Annotated in this window: 27 protein-coding genes; 14 read left to right on the forward strand and 13 right to left on the reverse strand. The window is 61.0% G+C overall.

All coding sequences use genetic code 11. The features are described from left to right. Positions 1–1,068 carry an alpha/beta hydrolase gene (locus R4P64_RS22460; protein WP_239654623.1) on the forward strand — a complete coding sequence of 356 codons (1,068 nt, stop codon included), beginning with the start codon at positions 1–3 and terminating at the stop codon, positions 1,066–1,068. A 5-nt stretch (positions 1,069–1,073) separates the two neighbouring features. Here R4P64_RS22460 and R4P64_RS22465 read toward each other — a convergent pair whose 3' ends face one another. Next, positions 1,074–1,454, reverse strand: a complete 381-nt coding sequence (locus R4P64_RS22465) for a DUF1801 domain-containing protein (RefSeq protein WP_033231749.1) — start codon at positions 1,452–1,454, stop codon at positions 1,074–1,076. Positions 1,455–1,564: 110 nt separating this feature from the next. Here R4P64_RS22465 and R4P64_RS22470 point away from each other — a divergent pair, with 110 nt between their 5' ends. The 3 genes from R4P64_RS22470 (at position 1,565) to R4P64_RS22480 (ending at position 3,776) form a co-directional block, all read left to right on the forward strand. Continuing rightward, the gene (locus R4P64_RS22470) at positions 1,565–2,176 is read left to right on the forward strand and encodes a hypothetical protein (RefSeq protein ID WP_317822787.1); all 612 of its coding nucleotides are present in this window, start codon (positions 1,565–1,567) and stop codon (positions 2,174–2,176) included. 2 nt (positions 2,177–2,178) lie between these two features. Next, on the forward strand, positions 2,179–3,150 hold the full coding sequence (locus R4P64_RS22475; protein WP_317822788.1) for a hypothetical protein: 972 nt from the start codon (positions 2,179–2,181) through the stop codon (positions 3,148–3,150). A 107-nt stretch (positions 3,151–3,257) separates the two neighbouring features. Further along, complete coding sequence (locus R4P64_RS22480) at positions 3,258–3,776, forward strand: N-acetyltransferase (protein WP_317822789.1); 519 nt, start codon at positions 3,258–3,260, stop codon at positions 3,774–3,776. 3 nt (positions 3,777–3,779) lie between these two features. On the opposite strand, the gene R4P64_RS22485 is transcribed toward R4P64_RS22480, so the two are convergent. Next, positions 3,780–4,007, reverse strand: a complete 228-nt coding sequence (locus tag R4P64_RS22485) for a hypothetical protein (protein WP_033231855.1) — start codon at positions 4,005–4,007, stop codon at positions 3,780–3,782. A 212-nt stretch (positions 4,008–4,219) separates the two neighbouring features. On the opposite strand from R4P64_RS22485, the gene R4P64_RS22490 reads away from it, so the two are divergent. The 3 genes from R4P64_RS22490 (at position 4,220) to R4P64_RS22500 (ending at position 6,349) form a co-directional block, all read left to right on the forward strand. After that, complete coding sequence (locus R4P64_RS22490) at positions 4,220–5,065, forward strand: LLM class F420-dependent oxidoreductase (protein WP_033231753.1); 846 nt, start codon at positions 4,220–4,222, stop codon at positions 5,063–5,065. 109 nt (positions 5,066–5,174) lie between these two features. Next, complete coding sequence (locus tag R4P64_RS22495; RefSeq protein WP_317822790.1) at positions 5,175–5,732, forward strand: flavin reductase family protein; 558 nt, start codon at positions 5,175–5,177, stop codon at positions 5,730–5,732. After that, entirely contained in the window at positions 5,729–6,349 is a 621-nt protein-coding gene (locus R4P64_RS22500; RefSeq protein WP_033231754.1) for a superoxide dismutase, read from the forward strand. Before R4P64_RS22495 ends, R4P64_RS22500 begins: the two co-directional genes overlap by 4 nt. 6 nt (positions 6,350–6,355) lie before the next feature. Here R4P64_RS22500 and R4P64_RS22505 read toward each other — a convergent pair whose 3' ends face one another. Further along, a complete protein-coding gene (locus R4P64_RS22505) occupies positions 6,356–7,990 on the reverse strand; it encodes an FAD-dependent oxidoreductase (RefSeq protein ID WP_033231857.1) in 1,635 nt (544 codons plus the stop codon). A gap of 62 nt (positions 7,991–8,052) precedes the next feature. Beyond that, the gene (locus R4P64_RS22510; RefSeq protein ID WP_045064706.1) at positions 8,053–8,817 is read right to left on the reverse strand and encodes an enoyl-CoA hydratase/isomerase family protein; all 765 of its coding nucleotides are present in this window, start codon (positions 8,815–8,817) and stop codon (positions 8,053–8,055) included. Positions 8,818–8,907: 90 nt separating this feature from the next. On the opposite strand from R4P64_RS22510, the gene R4P64_RS22515 reads away from it, so the two are divergent. Genes R4P64_RS22515 through R4P64_RS22535 form a run of 5 tightly spaced genes read left to right on the forward strand, consistent with a single transcriptional unit; the run spans position 8,908 to position 13,826 of the window. After that, positions 8,908–10,440 (forward strand): AMP-binding protein, encoded by a 1,533-nt coding sequence (locus R4P64_RS22515; protein WP_033231756.1) that lies wholly within the window; start codon positions 8,908–8,910, stop codon positions 10,438–10,440. A gap of 41 nt (positions 10,441–10,481) precedes the next feature. After that, positions 10,482–11,663: an amidohydrolase family protein gene (locus tag R4P64_RS22520; RefSeq protein WP_033231757.1), complete on the forward strand. Its 1,182-nt coding sequence runs from the start codon at positions 10,482–10,484 to the stop codon at positions 11,661–11,663. Continuing rightward, a complete protein-coding gene (locus R4P64_RS22525) occupies positions 11,660–13,087 on the forward strand; it encodes a FadD3 family acyl-CoA ligase (protein ID WP_317822792.1) in 1,428 nt (475 codons plus the stop codon). Before R4P64_RS22520 ends, R4P64_RS22525 begins: the two co-directional genes overlap by 4 nt. Positions 13,088–13,119: 32 nt before the next feature. Next, positions 13,120–13,353 (forward strand): hypothetical protein, encoded by a 234-nt coding sequence (locus tag R4P64_RS22530; RefSeq protein WP_033231759.1) that lies wholly within the window; start codon positions 13,120–13,122, stop codon positions 13,351–13,353. After that, positions 13,350–13,826, forward strand: coding sequence for a MaoC family dehydratase (locus R4P64_RS22535; protein ID WP_033231760.1), 477 nt, complete (start codon positions 13,350–13,352; stop codon positions 13,824–13,826). Before R4P64_RS22530 ends, R4P64_RS22535 begins: the two co-directional genes overlap by 4 nt. Positions 13,827–13,900: 74 nt before the next feature. On the opposite strand, the gene R4P64_RS22540 is transcribed toward R4P64_RS22535, so the two are convergent. The 8 genes from R4P64_RS22540 to R4P64_RS22575 all read right to left on the reverse strand — a co-directional run bounded on the left by R4P64_RS22540 (position 13,901) and on the right by R4P64_RS22575 (position 22,203). Further along, entirely contained in the window at positions 13,901–14,431 is a 531-nt protein-coding gene (locus R4P64_RS22540) for a hypothetical protein (protein WP_317822793.1), read from the reverse strand. 152 nt (positions 14,432–14,583) lie between these two features. Beyond that, positions 14,584–14,937: a hypothetical protein gene (locus tag R4P64_RS22545; RefSeq protein ID WP_317822794.1), complete on the reverse strand. Its 354-nt coding sequence runs from the start codon at positions 14,935–14,937 to the stop codon at positions 14,584–14,586. After that, positions 14,934–15,641, reverse strand: coding sequence for an ABC transporter ATP-binding protein (locus R4P64_RS22550; protein ID WP_033231763.1), 708 nt, complete (start codon positions 15,639–15,641; stop codon positions 14,934–14,936). Before R4P64_RS22550 ends, R4P64_RS22545 begins: the two co-directional genes overlap by 4 nt. Then, positions 15,638–16,351 carry an ABC transporter ATP-binding protein gene (locus R4P64_RS22555; protein WP_230590008.1) on the reverse strand — a complete coding sequence of 238 codons (714 nt, stop codon included), beginning with the start codon at positions 16,349–16,351 and terminating at the stop codon, positions 15,638–15,640. Before R4P64_RS22555 ends, R4P64_RS22550 begins: the two co-directional genes overlap by 4 nt. Next, positions 16,329–18,452 (reverse strand): ABC transporter permease subunit, encoded by a 2,124-nt coding sequence (locus R4P64_RS22560; RefSeq protein WP_033231764.1) that lies wholly within the window; start codon positions 18,450–18,452, stop codon positions 16,329–16,331. Before R4P64_RS22560 ends, R4P64_RS22555 begins: the two co-directional genes overlap by 23 nt. Continuing rightward, positions 18,452–19,834, reverse strand: coding sequence for an ABC transporter substrate-binding protein (locus tag R4P64_RS22565; RefSeq protein ID WP_317822796.1), 1,383 nt, complete (start codon positions 19,832–19,834; stop codon positions 18,452–18,454). The genes R4P64_RS22560 and R4P64_RS22565 overlap by 1 nt, the downstream gene beginning before the upstream one ends. A gap of 228 nt (positions 19,835–20,062) precedes the next feature. Next, positions 20,063–20,836, reverse strand: coding sequence for an SDR family NAD(P)-dependent oxidoreductase (locus R4P64_RS22570; RefSeq protein WP_033231765.1), 774 nt, complete (start codon positions 20,834–20,836; stop codon positions 20,063–20,065). 59 nt (positions 20,837–20,895) lie between these two features. Continuing rightward, positions 20,896–22,203 (reverse strand): cytochrome P450, encoded by a 1,308-nt coding sequence (locus R4P64_RS22575; protein ID WP_045064720.1) that lies wholly within the window; start codon positions 22,201–22,203, stop codon positions 20,896–20,898. Between the two features lie 275 nt (positions 22,204–22,478). Between R4P64_RS22575 and R4P64_RS22580 the strand changes: the two genes are divergently transcribed. Both R4P64_RS22580 and R4P64_RS22585 read left to right on the forward strand, forming a co-directional pair. Then, a complete protein-coding gene (locus R4P64_RS22580) occupies positions 22,479–23,078 on the forward strand; it encodes a TetR/AcrR family transcriptional regulator (RefSeq protein WP_095887043.1) in 600 nt (199 codons plus the stop codon). A 180-nt stretch (positions 23,079–23,258) separates the two neighbouring features. Beyond that, a complete protein-coding gene (locus R4P64_RS22585) occupies positions 23,259–23,450 on the forward strand; it encodes a ferredoxin (protein WP_317822797.1) in 192 nt (63 codons plus the stop codon). 49 nt (positions 23,451–23,499) lie between these two features. On the opposite strand, the gene R4P64_RS22590 is transcribed toward R4P64_RS22585, so the two are convergent. Beyond that, complete coding sequence (locus tag R4P64_RS22590) at positions 23,500–24,108, reverse strand: hypothetical protein (protein WP_172936614.1); 609 nt, start codon at positions 24,106–24,108, stop codon at positions 23,500–23,502. Between the last annotated feature and the right edge of the window lie 38 nt (positions 24,109–24,146).

A 24,146-nucleotide genomic window follows, 5' to 3' on the forward strand; every position in this document is an offset into this window, starting at 1 on the left:
GTGCCGGAATCGTGGAACAGCGCCAGTGATCGCACAGTTCGGGGCCTCGCCGAGGCAGGCCTGGTTGCAGCAGCATTCGCGCTGCCTGCAGCGGTAAAACGCCGCATCACCGGACCGCCGGTGCACAGAGACGGGCACACTCTCGACGCCGACGCGCACATGTTGTTGACTCTCGCCAAGGCACGCCCACGGCCCGCACTGTCGTCGGAGCCACATGTACTTTCCGCCGCGCGCGCCGAATTGACGCGAACGGCGATGTTGATGGCCGGCCGACCGGCGTCGGCGCACACGGAAGACATCTCCGTACAAGGCGCCGACGGCCCACTTCGCGCTCGCCTCTACGTGCCCACCCACGAGTCCGGGGCACTGCTGGTGTTCTTCCACGGCGGCGGCTGGGTTCAGGGCGATCTCGAATCACATGACGCACCGTGCCGACTGTTGGCTGAAACCTCAGGGGCCAGAATCGTCGCTGTCGAATATCGACTTGCACCCGAATTCCCTTTCCCCACACCGGTACACGATGCCTATGCGTCGTACCTCGACATTGTTTCTCGGGCAACCGAGTTCGCCGTCGACCCTGCTCGCATTGCGGTGGGTGGCGACAGCGCGGGTGGGCACCTGTCGGCTGTTGTTTCACTCCGCGCCCGCGATGACGGATATCCGTCACCGGCAGCCCAGTTGCTGATCTATCCGGCCACCGACTTTCACGAGAGAAGGCCGTCCCGAACGACGTTCGGCGAAGGATTCTTTCTGACCGAGGCAAATATGAACTTCTACGAGCGCAGTTTCCTCGGCGAGAACTCGGATCGGCTGGACCCGTGGGTGTCTCCATTGCGTGCCCAAAGCCACAACGATCTTCCACCGGCAATTGTGGTGACAGCTGGATTCGATCCACTGCGCGACGAAGGTGAAGCATACGCACAGCTGCTGCGCGACAACGGAGTTCGCGTTGTCGCGCGGCGCTATCCCGGATTCATCCACGGGTTCGTGAATGTTCTCGGCCCCAGTGCCCGATCGCGTGCGGCGGTTGTCGAAATAGGCGGAATGCTCCGAGCACTGTTGAGCTAGAGCACCTATGCCGTATTGAGCGCAATCGCGGCGTGAATGAGGGCCGTGAAGGCTTTCTCGTCGATGGTGTCGCCTTCGTTGAAGTCGATAGCGCGCCTGGTGTTGCCTTCGAGGCTGGAGTTGAACATTCCCGTCGGGTCATCCAATGCGGCCCCCTTGAAGAACGTCACCTTCACAGCCTTCTTGTACGTCTCACCGGTGCAGAGAATGCCGTCGTGTTCCCACACCGGAACTCCACGCCATTTCCACTCTTCGACCACATCGGGGTCGGCTTCCTTGACCAAAGTCCGGATCCGAGCGAGCATCTCCCCTCGCCAGTCACCGAGTTCCTCGATCCTCGCGTCGATCAATTCCGAGGGGGTACCCCCTGCTGCGTCCTTCTTCATGGTCGGTCACCCTCTCCACGATCGACTCGCTCCAAGTCACTCGAGTATGCCCGATCGTCTTTGCACCGTGCGGCAAATATGTTGCGTGTGCCCGCATCCAGAATTTCGTGATGAATAATGCAGCGATGGCATCACTCGGAACGCGAGTAGCAACTACCCTGTCGGCGGAAACGCGAAGCGGGTTGTTGGTCCGGTCCACACTCATGGGAGTCGCCACCGTCGGCGTAGTCATCTCCGCGGTCCTCTCACTCGGCGGTGACAACCGTGAAGCCGGCACCGCATCAGGATCACCCACCGCTACGAATGGTGGAACCCACAACAGCGCCGAAGCCATCGTCGGGACGTTCCCGCCGGCCCTTGCCGAGGAGAGCATCTGCTCGCCGGGCTCGCTCAACTCGACCGGCGACTTGTACCTACTCTGCACGGTCGACTCCGGGTCAGCTCTCGCCCAGAGCGTCTCGACCGACTACAACATCACATTCATCACCTGGGTGAACCAGACCGAAGCTGGTAAAACACTCGTCGACTGGCGCGAGAACGAGCGGCCCGAACTCATCACAGAGAACCGCTCGCGTACCGCAGCCGCCCGCATCGAGTATCGAGACGCCGTCAGCACCACGGAGTACGCCAACTCCGACGGCGGGCTCCACATCACCTCGAGTGCCGTTTTTCCGAATGCCGCAGCGGCCAAGGTATTCCTCGAACGCGCCGGGCTGATCTGAGAATGCGCAAATTCCTGGCTGTCACGTTCATCATCGCGCTGAGCGTGTTCGCAGTGGCAGCGATGTACCTTTCCGTGCGCGGCGATAGCGTCTCGTTCACTCCTGCGGTGGCGTCCGTAGTCGACCATGCGGAATGCACTACGCCCGATATCTCCGGACCACTCAGCGGGCTCGCTCAGATGGATTCACAATTCCCGCCAACAACCGAACCCGGCTATCCGCCATCGGATTTCGAACCGGTAGCGCTCATCCGGTGCGAACGCGGGGAAAACGCCGCCGGCGGGTTGACTATCGACGCGGTTCACCTTGAAGGCGACGTATCTGCAGTAGTCCAAGCATTCCGAACCGACTCGCACCGGTTCCGCGACAACATCTCTGCTGACTGCGCGATACGGGAAATCGTCCCCGTCGGCCTGTGGTTCGTCGACGCGTCGGGTAACGCATTTCGTCCAGCTTGGCCGTCAGCGCCGTGCGGATTCCAGGACGCACCTCTCGAAACGCTGGACACCTTGCATGAGGTCAGCCGTCAGCAGCACCCGATCGACGCCATATCGGCGGACGAACCGGGAATCTGCACAACGTCGATCGGATCGTTGTTCGATCTCACCACCCCCGACGACGTCGAGCGATCAGTGCGTTCCGAGAACACCGGATACTCACCTCTCGACAGTCCGTTGGCCACACCCGTCGACGACGTCGGCCGACTGCAGGTATGCCGCTACAACCTGGGCCAGGGGTCCTCGCATATCCGCCTGACATTGGCAGACAGTGTTGACCTGATGCACGCAGCGTCCACAGCACCCATCGCCCCACCCTGCGATCAGATCGCGCAACAGGTGGCGTCGATCGATCTCCGTCGAGCTGACGGCTCCGGGGGAACCCAAGTTCTTGCCGAACTCGACGGTTGCCAACGCATCAGATTCGGCGGATACCGCCAGATACCCACATCGATCACCGAACTGCTGTCGCGATGATGCCATTGAGAAAGCCATTGCATCACTGAGTATTTCGAGCCAAAGAGTTGGTGAACGCGGAATATAGAGTCGCACGACGGCAGCTACCTCGGGTAGCTTCGTACTCCATGTACATCCGCCGCGAATGCCCGTCCGACCGTGACGCCGTCTACTCACTTCTCGACGCTGCATTTGCGGATCAGGCACCGCCGGGCGAAACGCCGTACGAAATCGAACTGACGCGCCAACTCTTTGCGTCCGACGAGTACCTGCCGAAGTTGTCCCTGGTGGCCGAGGCAGACGGCGAGATTCTCGGCTTCGTCATCGGAACCCGGGGATGGGTCGGCGAGGTGGAGGCTGTGGGCCTAGGCCCGCTGGCAGTGACACCCGAAAACCAACGGTCCGGCGTCGGCTCTGCGTTGATGCACGCGGTCATCGGCGCGGCGGACGCTCTGGACGTGCCGTTGCTCGCACTACTGGGCAGCACTGAGTACTACCCACGGTTCGGGTTTGTGACCAGCACGAAAGTGGGCGTCGAATCACCGGAAGCCGAATGGGGTGCCCATTTCCAGATTCGCACCCTGTCTGCGCACACCCCAGATCAGGTTGGCACGTTCAAATACGCGGCACCGTTCAATATGCCCTGACCGTCAGTCGAACAGTGTCGGTGACACGCCCTCGTCGGAAGCACCTTCGGCGGGGGCGATCTTCTTGCCGCCACCCTTACGCACGACAGTCAGACTGGTCGTCCGTAGCGACAGCCTGTGCCCGTCACCGTGTTCGAGCAACGCCATACCCTGCCGGACTTCGACTACCGTCCACGGACCCGCATGGTCGGCCGCCTGTACGAGGTCACCGGACTCCACCTCAGTTGCCATGACCACTCCTTAGTTCCTCGTGTCCTGCACGTTCTCCTTCACATTATCGACGTGACCATGTAGCGGCAGACGCGCAGGGTAGGGCTTCGCCCCGTGCGCCTTTTCGGTAGCGCCGACTGCCAGAAAGGCGCACAGGTCCGAAGGCCCAAAACCACCCCGAACGAACCTGCAACAAGTTACAGTTTTTCGACGGACCATCGAAGGAGAAGCCTGTGCGCTACGGAGTCAGCTTGTTCACCAGCGACCGCGGCATTCGCCCTGCTGATGCGGCCGTTGCCGCCGAAGCTGCCGGGTTCGACGCCTTCTACGTTCCCGAGCACACGCACATCCCGGCATCACGGGCGTCGGATCATCCGGGGACCAAATCCGCGGAACTTCCGGACGACCGCTACATGCGCACCCTCGACCCCTGGGTTGCGCTCGGCACTGCCGCATCGGTCACCAGCACCATTCGCCTGGGCACGTCGGTGGCACTCCCCCTCGAACATGATCCGATTACTCTGGCAAAAACCATCGCCTCGCTGGATCACCTGTCCGATGGACGTGTTGTCTTCGGTGTCGGATTCGGCTGGAATGCAGAGGAACTCGCCGATCACGGGGTACCCCCGAACAAACGTCGTACGGCTCTGCGCGAATACCTCGAAGCAATGGGTGAACTCTGGTCGAAGGACGAGGCATCCTACGAGGGCCAGTTCGTGAAGTACGGGGCCAGTTGGGCATGGCCCAAGCCCGTACAGAAACCGCGTCCACCCATCCTCCTCGGCGCCGGTGCGAGCGAAAAGACCTTCAAGTGGATCGCACAGTCCGCCGACGGCTGGATCACGACGCCGATCCAGCAAGAGATCGAGGAAAACGTAGAGCTGTTTCGCAAGATCTGGTCCGAAGCCGGTCGAGTCGGCGAACCTGAAATCACCGTCCTCGCCGGAAAGCCCGAGGCGGACAAGCTCGCTCACTGGGAGAGCATCGGAGTTACCGAGGCAATGTTCGGCACGCCGGACGCCGCTCCCACCGACGTTGTGGAATACATCAAGAGATTGGCCGCCAAGCTAGGACGGTGAACCCCGTCACATCACCTTGATCTCAAGCGCGCTCGAGGTTTTACCGTCAATACAGCACAGGCCACGTGCATCGGCGGAATTACCCGAGTAGCGGAAGGTGAACTCTCACGTGACGACGGAACTAAGTGGACCGCATACCGATTCGATACCGGAACCGTCGATCCGTGAATCTTTTGTCGATGCCTTCCGTCGACATCCTGCGGGCGTCGCCATTATCACTGCCGCCGGCGAAGACGGCCCGGTCGGGATAACGTCGTCGTCGGTGATGTCGATCAGTGCCGACCCCGCTGTACTCGCGTTCTCACTACAATCCCTACGAGGATCTGCTGCAGCGATCGCGGCCGCGTCCAGTTTCCTTGTTCACCTTGCGCATTCCGACAATGTCGAGCTGGCAGAAACATTTGCCACGCGTGGCGCCGTCCGCTTCGGCGCGGACATGGACTGGTCGTTTCTGTCGACCGGTGAACCGTTCCTCCACGGAACGGCGCATGCTCTCCGCGCGGTCCCACTCGGCGCCACCGCTTGTGGTTCGGCGCTCGTTGTCATGGCAGAAGTTGTCGAGGTCATCGCGCCGACGCGTGTTCTCTCCCCACTCGTCTACCACAACCGGGCGTACCACCATCTCACCCCAGCGACTCATCACCGATCGAAAGGCACACCACAATGACCGAATACGTCTTGCCCCAGCTCGATTACGATTACGCAGCCCTCGAACCTCACATCTCAGGCGAGATTATGGAGCTGCACCACAGCAAGCATCACGCGACCTACGTCGCCGGCGCAAACAGTGCAATCGAGCAGTTGGCCGCCGCACGAGAAGACGGCACGATCGCAGCCAAGGCTCCGCAACTCAGTAAGAACCTCGCCTTCCACCTCGGCGGCCACACCAATCACTCGATCTTCTGGAAGAATCTCTCCCCCAACGGTGGTGAGCGACCTGAAGGAGAACTGGCTGCTGCCATCGACGAACATTTCGGGTCATTCGACGCGTTCGTGACGCACTTCTCCGCGGTCGCAACCACTTTGCAGGGCTCCGGCTGGGCCGTACTGGCCTACGACACGATCGGTCAGCGTCTGATCATCGAGCAGCTCACAGATCAGCAGGGAAACATCAGCATCGGCATTGTCCCGCTCCTGATGCTCGACATGTGGGAGCACGCCTTCTATCTTCAGTACAAGAACGTCAAGGCCGACTACGTGAAGGCATACTGGAATGTCATCAACTGGGACGACGTGGCGCAGCGCTACGCCGACGCCACGTCGGTCCTGGGTTCCGGAAAGTAACCCCCCTTAACGACTTACAGTCCGTGCAGTGATCTTGATGCGAGGGCGGCCGGCAGCTTTACCGGCCGCCTTCTCTTGTGCGTCCCGGGCCGCCCACCCCGCCTTGTCGATCATGTCGGGTTGACGTTCCGTCACCAGTTCGACCAAGGATGTCCGGTCGAGTTCAGGCGCGGTCAGCAATCCGGCGTCGAAGTCTGCCAGTAGTTGCGCGACGGTTTCCTTCGCGTCGACTCGGTTGGTGCCGATCACACCGCGCGGGCCCCGCTTGATCCAGCCGCTGGTGTAGACGCCGACCGCGCCGTCCACCCGGCCCTGATGGTTGGGAATGATTCCCCGTGCTTCGTCGAACGGAACGTCAGCGACTGGTTCGCCGCGATAACCCACCGACCGCAGAACAAGCGACGCTTCCAGTGTCTCGACCTTCTCGGTCGCCGATGCCGCAAGGTCGTCGTCAAGTGTGTTGTGCACCAACGTCACCGATTCGACGCGGTCGGTGCCCTGCAGTTCGGTGGGCGCGACGAGATACCGGAAGACGATTCGCTTGTTGCCTCCGTCCGCCGGCTTCTGTGCGTACTCACGTGCAAGGTCAACTTTGAGTTTGTCGGACAGCAGCGCATCGGGATCATCCAGGGCTGCTGCGCTTGCCGCGTCCAGCACGACGTCCTGTTGGTCGATCACGACGTCGACACCGTTCAGGTGACCCAGCGCGAGAAACTCCGGGGCGGAGTACGCGGCCTGGAGTGGGCCCCGTCGTCCGAGAACAACAACCTCACGGATATTGCTGTTGCGCAGGGCGTCCAACGTGTGGTCAGCAATGTCGGTTCTTGCGAGTTCGTCGACATCGCACGTGAGAACACGCGCGACATCGAGTGCCACGTTGCCGTTTCCGACGATAACCGCGCGCTCCCCCGAAAGGTCGAATTCACGATCCGAAAAGTCCGGATGCCCGTTGTACCAGGACACGAATTCCGTCGCGGAATGACTGCCGGGCAATGATTCTCCGGGGATGCCCAGTTTGCGATCGGTTGCGGCGCCAACGGCATAGATCACGGCATCATGGTGCCGCAGTAGCTCGTCGTGCGAAATATGCTTGCCCACTTCGACGTCGAGGTAGAACTGAAACGACTCCGATTTGAACGAAGACCCGAAGACACTCACGACGCCTTTGGTTTCCTGATGATCCGGCGCAACTCCACTGCGCACCAACCCCCAAGGCGAGGGCAAGCGGTCGAACATCTCGACCTCCACTGATCCCCGCGCCAGCAGTTCGGCAGCGCAGTAGCACGCTGCCGGACCGGATCCGACTATCGCAACACGTATTCGAGGCAGATCCGCTGACGGGCGTTTCGGCGGAGTGGGGAATGCAACGTCATCGGTGTCCAATGGATTCTGCTCGAAGTACGCCGCATTGATCTCCGTGTACCGACTCATCGACTCACTGAGATCGTATTCGGAGTAGATCGCATCCACCGGACACGCGTCGACGCATGCCCCGCAGTCGATGCAGGTGTCCGGATCGATGTACAGCATCTCAGCGGTGGTGTATCCGGGGTCTCCGGGCCGCGGACGGATGCAGTCGACCGGGCACACCGCTACGCAACTGGTGTCGTTGCAGCATCGTTGAGTGATCACAAAAGTCATGTGGAGTCCGTAACTGGTCGGAAAGTGCGGCACCGATTCGCACGCACTCGTAGGATTTCAGTTCACTTGTTGCGGTTCATAACCCGGTCTGCTGCTGCCCAGTGTTCGTCGGTAATCCACAAGCGCGCAAAAGCGTCGATGGCTTCGGGAGGAGCAACCCCGGACATCACCCGTTTGATGCTCTCGGCCGGAGCGTTGGCAAGAGACTTCGCCAGTGAGCGCCAGCCCTCGTCGAAGGATTCTCGGGGCAGGACGCGATCGACGAGTCCGAGCGATTCCGCGTCAGCAGCACCCATGATCGTTCCGGAACCGGCCAGCATCAATGCCCGACCGCGCCCGACAAGTGCGGCAAGCCGCTCGGCTCCACCCCACGCGGGCATGATTCCGAGACTCACCTGATTGAAGCCGATCTTGATGTCGTGCGCGGCAATTCGAATATCTGCCGCCACGGCAACTTCGGCGCCGCCGCCGAGCGCATGCCCGTTCAAGGCAGCGATGACGGGTCCGGGGAATTGTGCGATGCGGTCACAGATCGACCGCATCCGCCGGGCCATGTCCGCCGCCTGTTCCAGCGTCCGAAGTTTGGCCAGTTCCTTGAGATCGCCACCGGAGACAAACGCACGATCACCAGCGCCGGTGATCACCAGGGCGCGGGCCCCGCGAACCGAGTCGAGTGCCTCGTCCAATTGGTCCATCGTTTCCGGCGCGATGGCATTGCGTGCTTGTGGACGGTCGATGGTGATGATCGCCAACTCGCCGTCCATTTCAACGATAACCAAGATGTTCTCCGTTACGATATTGGCATTCTTGTTTTGTGAGAATAACATATTCACGACTGGCAGAAGCCAGTTCGACCGCTCCCGTCTCGTGCCGCAGTTCGGCCTAGGAGCGGCCCGGTTACCTGCATTGGAGCTCATATGCGGCACATTCCCACCACGCTTGCCACCCGGTACCTCGAAGAGGGTTGGTGGACTCAGGACACGATCGGCACGATGCTCACCCGAGGCCTCGCTGCCGCCCCCGACACCGAATTTCGTATCCACTCGAAGATCCGTCCGTGGACCGGAACTTTTGCCGACGTGGACCTGGTGGCACGCAGGTTGGCCGGCGGCCTGCGCGAACGGGGCGTCGGCGCGGGTGATGTCGTCGCGTTCCAGCTTCCGAACTGGATGGAAGCAGCAGCGGTCTTCTGGGCCTCGACCTTCCTCGGCGCAACGGTTGTTCCCATCGTTCACTTCTACGGCCGCAAGGAAGTTGCCTACATCCTCGACGAGACGAAGCCGAAGGTCTTCATCACGGCCGAGAAGTTCGGACGCACCGAGTACCAGCCGGATCTGTGCGCGAACATCCCCGTCGTCGGAGTTGTCGGACGTGATTTCGAAGATCTGCTCAGCGACGTACCACTGGCGGAGAACATCGACACAGACCCCACTTCCGCCGTGCTCATCGCTTTCACCTCCGGCACGACGCGCGCCCCCAAGGGCGTCATCCACAGTCATCAGACACTCGGGCACGAAACCCGTCAGCTCTTGGGTCTGTACCCGAAAGACCGTGGCAAGCAACTCACGTCGGCCCCGGTCGGTCACTTCATCGGCATGGTCAATGCCTTCCTCATTCCAGTCGTCGACGGCTCCCCGATCAACCTCACCGATGCGTGGGATCCGGAACAGGCACTGGAGTTGATGACCAGCGATCAACTCACCGTCGGCGGCGGCGCAACCTACTTCCTCACCAGCCTGCTCGATCATCCGAAGTTCACGCCGGAACATCTCGCGTGCATGAAATATGCGGGACTCGGCGGCTCGTCCGTCCCCGCGGCGGTCACGAGAAGACTGGCCGACTTCGGCATCACCGTCTTCCGCTCGTACGGGAGCACCGAACATCCGTCGATCACGGGATCGAGCCACCTTGCCCCGGAAGACAAGCGGTTGTTCACCGACGGAAATGTCATGGAGGGCGCGGAGATCCGGCTTGCCGATGACGGAGAAATCCTCAGCCGTGGACCCGATCTCTGCATCGGGTACACCGACCAGGCGCTCACCGACGCGACATTCGACGCCGACGGTTGGTACCACACCGGGGACATCGGTGAAATCGACGAGGACGGCTACCTGACGATCACGGACCGCAAGTCCGACATCATCATTCGCGGCGGCGAGAACGTGAGCGCACTCGAGGTCGAGGAAATCCTTCTCTCGATGCCGGGAGTCGCCGAAGCCGCAGCGGTATCCGCCCCGGACGAGCGCCTCGGCGAACACGTTGCCGCGGTGCTGCGCCTGCTGCCCGGCCACAGCTTGCCGACGATGGACGAACTCCGCGCTCACTTCGACCGAGCCGGCGTCGCAAAACAGAAGTGGCCGGAGGAATTGCACCAGGTGGACGACTTCCACCGGACGGCCAGCGGCAAGATTCAGAAGTTTTTGGTCCGCCAGGATATTGCGACCGTTTAAAAAAGAGAATAGTGTTCTCATCAAACGCAAAGGAGAATCTCATGCCCCCGAAGGACCTGCCTTACCCGCTGTTCGACGCAGACAACCATCTGTACGAGACTGCCGAGGCCCTCACCAAGTACCTCCCGGCGAAGTACAAGGACGCCATCAAGTACGTCGAGGTCGACGGACGCACCAAGATCGCCATTCGCGGACAGATCAGTGAGTACATCCCCAACCCCACGTTCAGCGTCGTTGCACGCCCGGGTTCCATGGAGGAGTACTTCAAGAACGGAAACCCCGAAGGCAAGAGCCGTCGCGAGATCTTCGGTAAGTCCATGAAGGCAATCCCCGCCTTCAGCGAGCCGGGCCCGCGCCTGGAACTCATGGACGAGTTGGGCGTCGACCGCACGCTGATGTTCCCGACCCTCGCCAGCCTGGTCGAAGAGCGGATGCGTGACGATCCGGACCTGATTCACGCTGTTGTGCACGCACTCAACGAGTGGCTGTACGAGACATGGCAGTTCAACTACAAGGACCGCATCTTCACCACCCCGGTGATCAGCCTGCCGATCCTCGACAAGGCACTCGAAGAACTCGAGTGGGTTGCCGAGCGCGGCGCAAGGGCTATTCTCGTGCGCCCAGCACCCGTCCCCGGATTCAAGGGCCCTCGTTCGTTTGCCATGCCGGAGTTCGACCCCTTCTGGAAGCGCGTCGTTGAGCTCGACCTCCTCGTCGCGATGCACTCGTCGGACAGCGGATACGCGCGCTTCGACGCCGAGTGGGAAGGCACGGACGGCGAGATGCTGCCGTTCCAGACCAACACGTTCCGCATGGTCAACGAGTGGCGTCCCGTACAGGACACCGTGGCATCGTGGGTCTGCCACGGCGCACTGTTCCGCTTCCCTGACCTCAAGCTTGCGGTCATCGAAAGTGGATCTGCCTGGCTGCGGCCACTTCTGGACAGCCTCGCCGACACCTTCAAGAAGGCACCTGAAGGCTTCGGTATGCAGGATCCCGTCGCTGCGATCAAGCGCCAGGTCCACGTCAGCCCGTTCTACGAGGAGGGCGTGACCGATCTGATCGATCTCGTCGGAGTCGACCGAGTGCTCTTCGGCTCGGACTACCCGCATCCGGAGGGCTTGGCAGAGCCGCGGCACTTCGCGGACATGCTCGGGCACCTGGACGAGAAGGATCAGGCAAAGATCATGGGCGGCAACCTTGCAGGGCTCCTTTCGCTGTGAAGTGGCAGACCATCCCTGAGATGGTCCTGAGTGCGGCCGACCGCTTCGGCACTGCCGAAGCGGTCGTCGACGGGCCCGTCCGGATCACCTTCGTCGAACTCGCTGATCGGGTCCGCCGGGCCGCTGGCGCTCTGGCCGCGATCGGCGTGGACAAGGGCGATCGAGTGGCGATCTGGGCGCCCAACTCCGCCGAATGGATCATCGCCGCATTCGGCATCTTGACCGCCGGCGGAGTGCTGGTTCCCGTCAACACGCGGTACAAGGCCGACGAGGCCGCCGACATCATCCGACGGAGCGGCGCCAAAGCCGTACTCGTCCAGAAGGGGTTCCTGGGCCTCGAGTACAGTGCACCCGATGACGTACCGGTCATCGACTTGAAGTCGGATTTCCTTTCCAGCGGTGCACCTTTCGAATGCGAGATCAGCGGCGACGACATCGCCGACATCATGTACACGTCGGGAACGACCGGCCGCCCCAAGGGCGTCATGATGAACCATCACCAGACACTGCGAATGTTCTCGGAGTGGTGCGATCTCGCAGACCTGAGGGAAGGCGATCGCTACCTGGTCGTCAACCCGTTCTTCCACATGTTCGGCTACAAAGCAGGCGTTGTCGCGTCGTTGATTCGCGGCGCCACCATTCTGCCCGTAGCCGTTCTCGACGTGGATCAGGTACTGGAACTGGTCGAGACCGAGAAGATCACCATGCTCCCGGGACCGCCGACGCTCTACCAGTCACTGCTGTCCGCTCCCAACACCCGAGATCTGTCGTCACTACGTGCTGCGGTCACCGGATCGGCGGACATTCCGGTAGAACTCATCCGCCAGGTCGCAAAGGAACTTCCGTTCCAGACCATCATGACGGGTTACGGCTTGAGCGAAGGGGGAACGGCAACCGCGTCGCGCCCCGGCGACTCGTTCGAGCAGATAGCAACTACCGTCGGTACACCATGTGACGGAATCGAATTGCGAATCGCAGATGATTCCGAGGTACTGATTCGCGGATACAACGTCATGCAGGGATACCTTGACGATCCGCAGGCAACCGCCGAAGCGATCGACACGGACGGTTGGCTGCACACCGGCGATCTCGGAAAGCTTGACGACGAGGGACGGCTCAGTATCGTCGGCCGCAAGAAGGACATGTTCATCGTCGGCGGGTTCAACGCATATCCAGCCGAGATCGAAGGTTTCCTCCTCGAACACCCGGCGGTCGATCAGGTTGCCGTGATCGGCGTTCCCGACGAACGAATGGGGCAGGTCGGCAAAGCGTTTGTGGTCACCAAACATACAGTGACAGAACAAGACCTACTCTCCTGGAGCCGCGAGCGGATGGCCGGGTTCAAAGCTCCTCGCACTGTCGAGTTCCTCGACGCACTGCCACTCAATGCGACTGGCAAAGTCATGAAAGACCAATTGAGATAACCGAACTCACGTTTGAATTGAGGAGGCGTGTAATGAACGACCATGATGCGATATTGACGTTCGCCCTGAAGTGGCGACATTGGAACGGCGGACCCGCCGAAGACATTTTTGTCCAATTCGGGATCACGCCTGATCAATTCTTCCGTCGCCTCCACAGCATCCTGGAGGTCGGAGAGCAGAGCGACCTCTCACCCGAGATCGCGGCAGAACTCGCGTACATCTGCGATCTGCGACTGAACCCCGTTGAACTCAGGCTGGCCGGTTGAGCACCCAGAGTGGTTTGGACCAGACTGATTTCACCACCTTCGACGATATCCGAGCCGCTGTCGGGACAACGATCGGCACCAGCGATTGGATCACGATCGATCAGAAACGGATCGATCTCTTCGCGGCAGCCACCGACGACGACCAGTGGATACATGTCGATACGGACCGTGCTGCAGACGGACCGTACGGCGCCACCATCGCACATGGATTCCTGACACTGTCGTTGCTGGCACCGATAGTTCAGACAGTGATGGCCGTCAGTTGCGCCCGCATGGCGCTCAACTACGGACTGGGGAAAGTGCGGTTCATCAGCCCGGTCTTGGTGGACAGCCGGGTGCGGGGAACAGTGGAGCTCACTTCCGTCACCGACATCGACGGCGGAATCCAAGTGGAGCGCACCGTCACGATCACCGCCGAAGGGTCCGAGCGGCCCGCCTGTGTCGCACAAAATCTGGTTCGATACTTGAGCTGACATCTGTTGGCGTGCACGTGCATGCGACGTCGGCGCCGGTGCTACCGGCGTCGACGTCGCATCGTTGTGGGCGATCAGCAACCGGGAACCGGCGCCCCGCCGCCCTGAATCGCCAACAGCGTGCAGAACGTCGCGGCCGACACCTTCCACTCACCGGCCTGCTCTAGCGCTTCACCGGACTGGTCCGGCAGAACCGGAGCCCCGTTCATCAGAAGCGTCCACTTGACGGCAGCGTTCGTACCGGTGGCCTCGACGCCTTGCACCGTTGCAGTGGTTGCCGTGGCCTGCGGATTGGCCGTCAGCGCTTCGAGAGTCGGCAGGAACACGTCACCGTTTTCGACCAGTGCGGCACGATCCGCGGGCGGAGTAGTTCCGTTGAAGAAGGTGACAAAGACGTCCGTGATCTCCTTTGTCGTCGCGTCGTCGGCCGCAGCCGCCGCGGTGGTCCCCGCAGACGACGTGCCCGAAGCCTTCGAGGCCGCCGATGTTGTTGTGGTGTCTGTGGTGTCGCTGTCGGAATCACTGCTGCAGCCTGTGACCGTGGCGGCCACGACGGCAACAAAACCGGCTGCGGCCACGACTCGACGAATTACCGAATTGCGCATGACGGATCCTCTCCGATGGGCGGACGGGTTCCACCCACCATGGGCTTTCCACCACGATGTTTCGGAACACCGTGGTTGCAAAAACTTTCACCAGCTCACGGACGCGCCCGTCCGCACCGAACCGCCGCGAGGAACATCGGCAGCTGCGGCTGTCAGGGTTGAATATCGTTCTCGGAGAGTCGATCTCCCACCAGGCTCAGGTCGTATGACTGCCTGGCCATCCAGAACCTGAGGAATCCGGTAATGGAATAGCGGATGTACAGTGCCGACCCGCTCACGCCGAGTGAAATCCCGACGAGGGCAAGAATGATCGCGTCGCGCTGCACCAAGGGATCGGAAGTGTTGTGCGAGAGAAAGTACGACGCGATACCCAAGGCCGGACCGATCACCATCAGCACCAGTCCCAACCTGAGCCAAAGGGCGGATCGGCCGGCGGAGGGATCGGGAATTTTCTGTTCGGCCAACTCGCGAGTGAAGCGGTCGGCGCGGGTTTCAGTCGCGGTCATGTGACACTCCCAAGGTAGAGGGCAGCTAGTTCGGAACGCAGTGAGCCATCTGGGCTGCCCTGCTTCTGGATCCGGCCACGCACCAGAACTGCTGCGTGATCGGCAAATTCGAGCACGGTGTTCGCGAACTGCTCGACCACCAGTACGGCGACACCCGCTCTGGCAATCAGGGCGACCTGCTCGTAGAGTTGGCCGACGATCAACGGCGCGAGCCCCATCGACAACTCGTCGAGGAGAAGGACAGCGGGGTCCGTCGCGAGACCGCGGGCGAGCGCGAGCATCTGCTGCTCACCGCCGGACAGTGTGCCTGCCGTCTGCGATGCGCGCTGGGCGAGGATCGGAAACCGAGCAAACGCGATCTCCTCGATTTCCTCGCGCGTGCGACCGGTGAACGTCATCATGAGCAAGTTGTCCCGGACGCTCAGGTTGGGAAACACACCACGGCCTTCCGGGATCAGGCAGACACCGGATCTGGCCAGATCCCGAGGACGAATCCCACTGACATCGCGCCCTCCAACCACGAGTTGCCCCGAGGTGATCGGATGAACTCCGGCAGCGACTCGGAGAGTCGTCGTCTTCCCGGCACCGTTGGGCCCCAGCAAGGCAGTTATCTGACCTGGCGCCACACTGAGGTCGATCCCGTGCAGAACCGTGATCTCGTCGTAACGCGCTCGTACACGCCGCAATTCGAGGATCGGATTCATGATCCCCCCAGATACGCTGCCAGAACAGCGTCGTCGCGGCGGATCAGTTCGGGCGGGCCGACGGAGATGATCTTCCCGAGATCGAGTACATACACCTGGTCGCACACGTTCATCACCAATTCCATGTCATGTTCGACAAGCAGGACAGCCATCCCCTCCTCCGCCAGAGAGCGCAAAATCAGCGAGAACCGCTCTGTTTCTTCGCGGTCCTGACCTGCGGCGGGCTCGTCGAGCAAAAGGGTGGTGGGATTCACGGCCATTGCTCTGGCCACCTCGACGAGGCGACCCATGCCGGTGGACAAGGAGTCCGCGGTTGTCGTGGCAACCAGTCCTAATCCGAGTCGATCGATGATGTCGTCGGCGACGGATCCGGCCTTGCGTCGCTGCGACCCCAGTTCCGCGGCAACCAGGAGGTTGTCGCGGACGCTGAGTCGGCCGAAGAGTTCCAGTCGTTGAAACGTCCGCGCCAGACCGTGTTTCGCACGCCGGGACGGCCCGGCTCTGGTCACGTCGCGGCCACCGAGAAACACCTTTCCCGTGGCCGGCTTGCGGAGCCCGGAAATGACGTCGAACAGCGTGCTCTTGCCTGCCCCGTTCGGTCCGATCAGTCCGGTCACGTGACCACGCTCCGCCTTCAGCGAGACCCCGGAGAGCGCGCGTTGACCGCCGAACATCACCGTGATGTCCTCAACTTCGAGCTGCGACTTCACGACTGAGCACCTCCCCGTCTTCGGCGGTCCATGGGCGCGATATGCCCCACAACTCCACCGGAATTTCCGGCTCCGCCGGAACCTGACGATGCCGCGCTTCGGCCCAACTGCGGGCGGCCAATGCCCCGATCACTACGCCCACCACGAGTACGTACCCGTTGACGACGTCATTGACACGCAAAACCCACAGCGCTGCAATCCAACCCAGCAAGACCGCCATTACAAGGCGGTCCCGGAGAGCCGATTCCCAGCGCCGGCGCAAGCTCGGCACAACTCCGTCGTCGACCGCTCCGGAACTGTAAGCGAGGCCGGCAGCAGCGGGCAGCGTCTGCACGAGGTTGGCGGCCGCCGGCCACAATGCCACGATCGCGTTCAACGGGCCGGCAATCATCGTGCCCGTGAAGAGCCCGTTACCCACAACTCCCAGGCCACCCACGACAGCGATCAGGAAAATACCCAGCCCGGCAACAAAACTGAACTGTTCGGCGGTGACCGACATCAGTTGCATTCCGTACAGCGCCCCACCAAGCCCCGCAATACCAGCGGCAAGCGCAAACACCAGCATCTTGGTCAACAGCAGACTGCCCCCAAGGGTCGCGAAGGCAGCCTCACTGTCGCGCAGCGCAATCAACCGGCGGCCGAGTCGCCCGCGGCGCAACGCGGCCACGGCGATCGTGACGAGGGCAAGACAGATCGCGGAGAACACCGTCAGTTCTGCCGGAGTATTCACCTCTAATCCGAACAGTCGTGGGCCGACCAAATCCACTGAGCCCTGGTCGAACAGCACGATCTCGACTCCGAACACCTCGAAGGACGGGATCGTGAATATCCATCGGTCGAAGACGGCCGCAATGGCCGCCGTCCCGAGTGCCAGGTAGACACCATTGAGCCGGAGCGCGGGGATCGCGATGACCGCTCCGACAATGCCCGCGATGACCATCACCGCCAAAAGTGCCCACCACTGCCCATTTCCGCCCAAGCGTGCACAGACAATTGCACCCACCCCCGCCATGGTCAACTGCGCAAGTGATATCTGACCGGCGTAACCGACAAGTGGAACGAAGGACAACGCGATCACGCCGAACGCGAAGATCTGTCCGTAGGTGATCAGATCACCTTCACCCAGCACTGTGGCCAAGACGAGACCGAACGCGACGATCACCCCGGCGAAGACTAACGTCCCTCGAACGCTCGGTAGCGGAACCGCACTGAGGTGACGGTCGCGTCCTCGAAGTCGCCCGTGCGGAAAGAGCAACAGCGCGAGCAACAGCAATATCGCCGGCGCCGCCAGCCGCAGACCTGGGAGGTACGGATTCTGCGGGAGGTAGCCGGTCAGATACGCCTCCATGCAGCCCACGACAATTGCGCCGACAAATGTCATGGGCAGGCTCTTCAACCGACCGAATATCGCTGCGGCATAAGCACTGACGATGACCAGCGACAGTTGGGTCGCGTCGAGCGCAACCATCGGAGCGATGAGGATACCGCCAATTGCGGCCAACACGGTTCCCAGAATCCAAGCAACCCGGTTGGCCCGTACCGGATCTGCCCCGGTAAGTCCCACCAAGGCACGGTCATCGACGGTCGCTCGCATTTCGGTTCCGGTTCGGGTGCGCAGCATCAGTATTCGTAGAGACACCGCAACGGCGATCGCCACCACCAGTGTCAAGGCTTGATGCCAACTGATTGTTGCTGACCCGATGTGAAAAGAGTTCTGCTCGGCAAAGAACCTGGGAAGCGAGCGAGCTTTGTTCGGATTCCAGATCCATCGGGCGAGCGCAATCAGACCGCTCAGCAACGCGATCGTCATCACCAGCTTCTCAGCCTCGCCGAGAGCCTGAACCGGCCGCACCAACAGTTCGACGAGAAGCCCGAAAGCCGGTGCAAGAACCAGAAGTACGGTGGCTACCGACAACCACACCGGCCAGCCCCACCCGACACTGAGCTGCCAGTAGGAGAATGCCGCCATCATGCCGGTCGCGCCGTGTGCGAAGTTGAACACTCCGGTGGTGGTGTAGGTGACCACCAAGCCGCTGCCGATGATCGCGTAGATCGCGGCCGTGCTCAGACCGACGATCCCGAAGGTGACGAATTGTTCCATTACTCGAAATCGCCCATGCTCATACCGACGTCTGCCAGTGTCATCGGCGTGCCGAAGTCGGCGACCAACTTGCGAGCCGGGATATCGCAGCGGTAGAGACCGTTGTCGGGATTGAAGTCTGCTGCCTGCCAACCGTCCGACGTGGCCTGTTCGACATTGAAGCACGGCTGCGGTGGAATCGGATTCGCCAAATCGTTTGCGGCATGCAAACCGCCTCCGGTCCAAGCAGTCTCGGCCGTCGCTGCCTTGTAGAGGCAACCACGGGTAAGTTCGTCGCCACAACTGGCAGCCGACTTCGCGAACAGCAGCCACGATGACATCGCCCGCATCGCCGGGAGTGTGATCTGCGCATTCGGTGCGTACTTCTCGTACAGAGCCTCGAGCTCCGCCACCGCAGGCTCGTCACTTTCCAACGGCGCCACACCACTGAGATCTACGAGGTTGTTCTGGAAGTCGGCGGACTTCCCCAGCAGTTCGATGAACGACGCGTTGTAGGCGTTATTGTTGGCATCGATCCAGTCGAGCTTGTAGTCCATGTTGGTGAGGACCTCTTCGAGCTTGGCCAACTGACCGAACTCACCCATGAAGATCAACCCTTTGACGCCCTTGCTCTTGATGGCTTGCGCGTACGGAGTCCAGTCCGACACACCCATCGCCGGATACAGCTCGTTGTAGACCAGCGTGGCACCGGCGGCCTCGAGGGTCTCAGCGGTAACGCCCGCAATCGCTTTGGTGACAGCGGAATCGCCGTTGATCATTCCCACCGCACCCTTCGAATCCGGATACGCCTCGTTCACCACCCAGGTTCGGAAACCGTTGTAATTGTCATAGCCCGGGATCTTTGCGGGAGATGCACTGACTTCGAGATCAGCTCCGGCAGAACGCTCTTGGACGGCCTGAGCTGGGAAACTCGGCAACATACACGTCAGCCGGTCCTTGACGCCGAGAGCATCCAAGGCGGCGCCACCACCGACGAGCGCAAAGTCGTCACGACAGGCTTCGACCATTCGCTGACGAACCTCCATCAGCTTCGCATCGCGGGTGGTAGCGACCACTTTACGACCGTTGATACCTCCGGCGTCGTTACACCAGGACGTGAAAACTTTTGCGGCTTCCTCGAATTCGGCATTCTTGGTGAATCCCATGTCCGAGAAAACTCCAACGTCGATCTCGTCGGCAGTGACACCTTGAGCAGTGCCGCCTTGGGCGTCCCCAGACTGACAGACGTCCTGGAGATCACCGAAGTCGCCAGATGCAGACTGTGCGGTAGCCCCCTCACCACCGCCTTCGATGTTCTCGCTGCCGCCGCTCTCGCGGCCACTACATCCGCTGACAAGAAGTGCTGTCGCCGCGACGGCAACAAGTATTCGCTGTAGTTTCAACCGTTCCTCCTCGTTACTTGGCCCCACGGGCCGACCGATACAGGCTGAAGAGACCGGCGGACGCCGGCGGCGTGAGTGCCAAGGCCACGGGTGGGAGAGGCAGCGCGCCTAGATGAATTCGGACCGAACCCCGTGGCCGGTGGATCTCCGACGAGCGAGGGTCGAGTAAGTCGAAATCTGAACGGAATCGTACTGTGCCACTGGAAAAGAAACCAGGAAACGGACAATTTACATATACCAACCTCCGTTGACACCGATGAGCTGTCCCGTGATGAAGCCCGCGTTGTCTGTACAGAGGAACGCGCACGCCGCAGCCACATCACTGGGCAGTCCGGCACGACGGACCGGCGTCATACTTGCGATAACGTCGACGCCGGGAAAATCTCCGTCCGCTTCGGACTTACGAGCCATCGGGGTATCGATGATCGACGGCGGGATCGAGTTGACGGTAATCCCCTGCGGCGCAAGCTCGAAGGACAGTGCCTTAGTAAGTGCGATGACCCCACCTTTGGACGCTACGTAGTGGGCCATGTTCGGCGCGCCCGACTGAGCGCTCGACGACGAGATGGTGACGATTCGACCCCACCCGGCTTCGATCATGTCGGGAACAACTGCCTGAATGGAGGTGAAGGTTCCGGTGAGGTTGACCGCGACGATATGGTCCCACTCCTCCGCACTGATCTCGGTTACCGGTGTGAACGTCTCGACACCCGCGCTGGTGACGATGATCGAGATCGGGCCGAGTTCACCGCGTACCGCGTCCATGGCAGCCCTGACACCAACACGATCGGTGACATCCACTTGGTATGCCATGGCCTCGGTGCCGTCCGCACTCAACTTCTCAGCAACACGTTGCGCTTCGTCGATATTTCTGTCCAACAATGCAACTCGGTGACCCTGCTCCGAAAGAGCCTGAGCCACAGACAGCCCGATACCCGATCCAGCGCCGGTCACGACCGCCACACGGTCGTTCGCGGAGGTCCCCTGAGTGGATGAAGTCATGTTGTTCTCCTTGTTCGTCAACGAGTTTCAGTCAACGGGTGCTAGTCAGTGGGTGCTAGTCAGTGGGTTTCAGTCATCACGGATTCCGCCGACGAGGATTCCGTCGCGGGGGTGTAGTCGAGATGCAGCGCCTTGAGGCCCCGCAGAATGTATGTCGGTTCGTATTCGTACGTCCGCGAGTCAGCTGGTCCGTGCTCGGCCTCGGAAATCCGAATGTCCTTCAGTCGATCCAGAAGTCGAGTGATGCTGACACGTGATTCGACGCGGGCCAGCGGACCACCCGGGCACGCGTGGATTCCTCGACCGAAAGCTATGTGCTCGCGCGCATTCTGCCGTTCGATGTCGAACGTGTCGGGATCTTCGAACCTTTCCGGATCACGGTTCACAGCACTGTTCAAGATCATGACGATGGTCCCGGCCGGAACATCCATGTCGCCAACAGTTGTCGGGTTCTTCGCAAGCCTGAAGTCGCTCTTGACCGGCCCCTCCATCCGAAGTGTCTCCTCGACGAAATTGGGTATACGTTCCGGTTCGTCGCGAAGCAGTTGCTGCAGTTCTGGATTCTCGGCGATGAATCGGAAGGACGCGGTCAACAACCGCGCCGTCGTGTCCTGGCCGGCAGCGAACAAGAAGCACGCGACGTGCACGAGATCGACGACCTCCGGAGTCGAGCCGTCGGGATACTTGGCTGTGGCGATTGCCGTCAGAACATCGTCGCGCGGTTCCCGTCGACGGTCCTCGATGTACGACGTGAATCGCTCTGCCAGGAACTCGAGCGGATTGCTCGTGAAGGCCTCGGACTCGTCGATCGAGCCCGCCTGTTGCGCGCCGAGCGTCACGCGAAATACCTGATGGTCCTCTTCCGGTACACCGAGCAGATCAGCAATGACAAGCAGCGCAAACGGTTGCGCATAGTCGCTCATGAGGTTGCACGAGCCCCGGGCGATGAACTCGTCGATCTGGCGATCCGCGAGCCGCCACATGAACTCTTCGTTCTCCGCCAAACGCCTGGGCGTCAGCAGTCGCTTCAACAACGACCGGTGCGCCGCGTGCTGCGGCATGTCCATGGTCACCAGATGCTCGTGCAGCGGGAAATGATCGCGGTACTGCTCGATCAGAGCGCCGAGGTCGTCACCCTCGGGTTCGAACGGCAACCCGGGGAAGGGGCCCGTTGCCGAAACACACGACGAGAACACCTCGGAGTCGCGGTACACAGCAGTCGCCGCGTCGTACCCCGTCACGGCAACAACACCGTGGTGTGGCTCTCGCACGACGGGACACTGCGCGCGTAGGGATTCGAAGTACGGGTACGGATCATCCACGATCGACGGATCGGTGAAGAAGTCGACCTGATCGATTTCAGTCATTACGGGTCTCCTGTGTCGGAAAGCAGGGCATTGGCGTCTTTGGGGCTAGGCACGTGTGTCGGAAGGCAGCGCACCCTCGGGACGAGCGGGGTCGACGGGCATCTAGGCGAGCCGAATTGTCGACGTCGCCTGGCAAATGCTGATCAGTCGATCAACATAATGCTGAGCATATGCGTAGCTTAGGGTGTAGGCAATGGTCTAGCGGAGTTTTCTTCGCATTAGGCTGTAGCGAGAACCGTTCACATGAACAGCCTTTGACGCCTAGGGAGCCACGGATGACTTCGCCACGCAGAATCGGCGCACCTGATGCAAAAAATCGAGCACTCCTCCTCGACGCCGCAGAACAAGTCATGCTGGAAGAGGGGTATGCGGCGGTCAGCTCTCGCCGCATCGCAAAGAAGGCCGGGCTGAAGCCGCCGCTCGTGTACTACTACTTCCGCACGATGGACGATCTGTTTCTCGAACTGTTTCGTCGCCGCGCGGTAGAAGGTCTCGAGCGTCAGGCCGAACTACTGAAATCGCCACAACCCCTGAGAGCGCTGTGGGAGTTCAGCATCGCAGCGGAGGGCACCGCCTTCACTATGGAGTTTGTCGCCCTCGCCAATCATCGGAAAGTCATCCGGGCGGAAATCGCCGACTACTCCGAGCGATTCCGCGCAGCTCAACTCGAAATAATGGGAAATGTGTTGCAGGAGTATGGTATCGATCCGAAAACATGCCCGCCTGCCGCAGCGCTGGTATTGATCACAAGCTTGTCACGCGTTCTCGTGATGGAAGAGTCACTCGGCGTTTTCGGTGGGCACGCGGAGACCTTCGCCTTGGTCGAGGAGTATTTGGTTCGACTCGAAGGCGAACGGCTCGAAGACACGAATTAGACACAGCCCTAACCCTTTTGGGGCTTGCAATCTCTTCTGCGAAGGTACAGTATCCAAGGTGGTGGATGACTTTACATTCACGCGGGTATGCGTTCCGATCCGCTGGAATCAATTTCGTTCGCGCACTCAGTGCAACACGGCATGGATTCGAGCCGTGAACTTGATCAGGGAGGACTCCGAATGCGCGTCGTCGTCGACAAGAATCTGTGTGAGGCAAATGCACTCTGCGTGGAAAACGCGCCGGAAGTATTTGCCCTCGACATCAACGAGGAACTGGAAGTAACTACCGGACCCGTACCGCACGATGCCGAAGCCCGAGTACGGACGTCAATCGCGCAATGCCCCAGAGCGGCTCTCTCCGAACATGAATGAGTGCGGAGCGGGGCCGTCCACGTGACATCCCCGCTCCCCGCTCGCGGTGTCACGGTAGATCCACCTTGCCGGCGAGCCAGCGACCGTCCACCAGGTTCATCGTCATCACGACTCGACTGCGGTCGATCCGCGGATCAGGTGCGACGGTATTGCTGACGGTCTGGTCGATGAACAACAGGACCTCGACTTCCGTAGCGGTCGCCGATTTGATCCCGGCATCGATCACAACTCCCTGAGCTGCGGCCTTGTTATCGACCAGCAGTTGCTTCAACTGTTCACTGGACTGGGAATACATGTCCTTGAATTCCCCGGTGGCTCCGTCGAGTACGGCCGCAAAGTTCTGATCGAGCGAATCCGAACTCACACTTGTCAGAGTCACCGCGTACTGGCGCGCCGCATCGAGTGCGGCGGCCGCTGCCGAGTCGACAGCGCGCGCTTCGTGTAGCTTCCAACCGAAAACTGCTGCCATGGACAGTGATATGGCCACCACGGCTGCAATCACAGAGATTCCGACTACTCTCCCCCGTCGGCGAACGCGAACCTCCGGCTCCGTGTCGCTCGACCCCACATCACTCTTGCCCTCCGCTGCGGATTCGTCTACTTCAGGGTCCAGATCTGCAGCCTTGTCGATTGTTGTCGTCGAACCGCGTTCGCTCATTTTTCCTTCTCCTCTGCTGCGATGTTCCTGTTTCAACT

Source organism: Rhodococcus sp. IEGM 1366 (assembly GCF_033142425.1).
Classification (GTDB): Bacteria; Actinomycetota; Actinomycetes; order Mycobacteriales; family Mycobacteriaceae; genus Rhodococcus_F; species Rhodococcus_F globerula.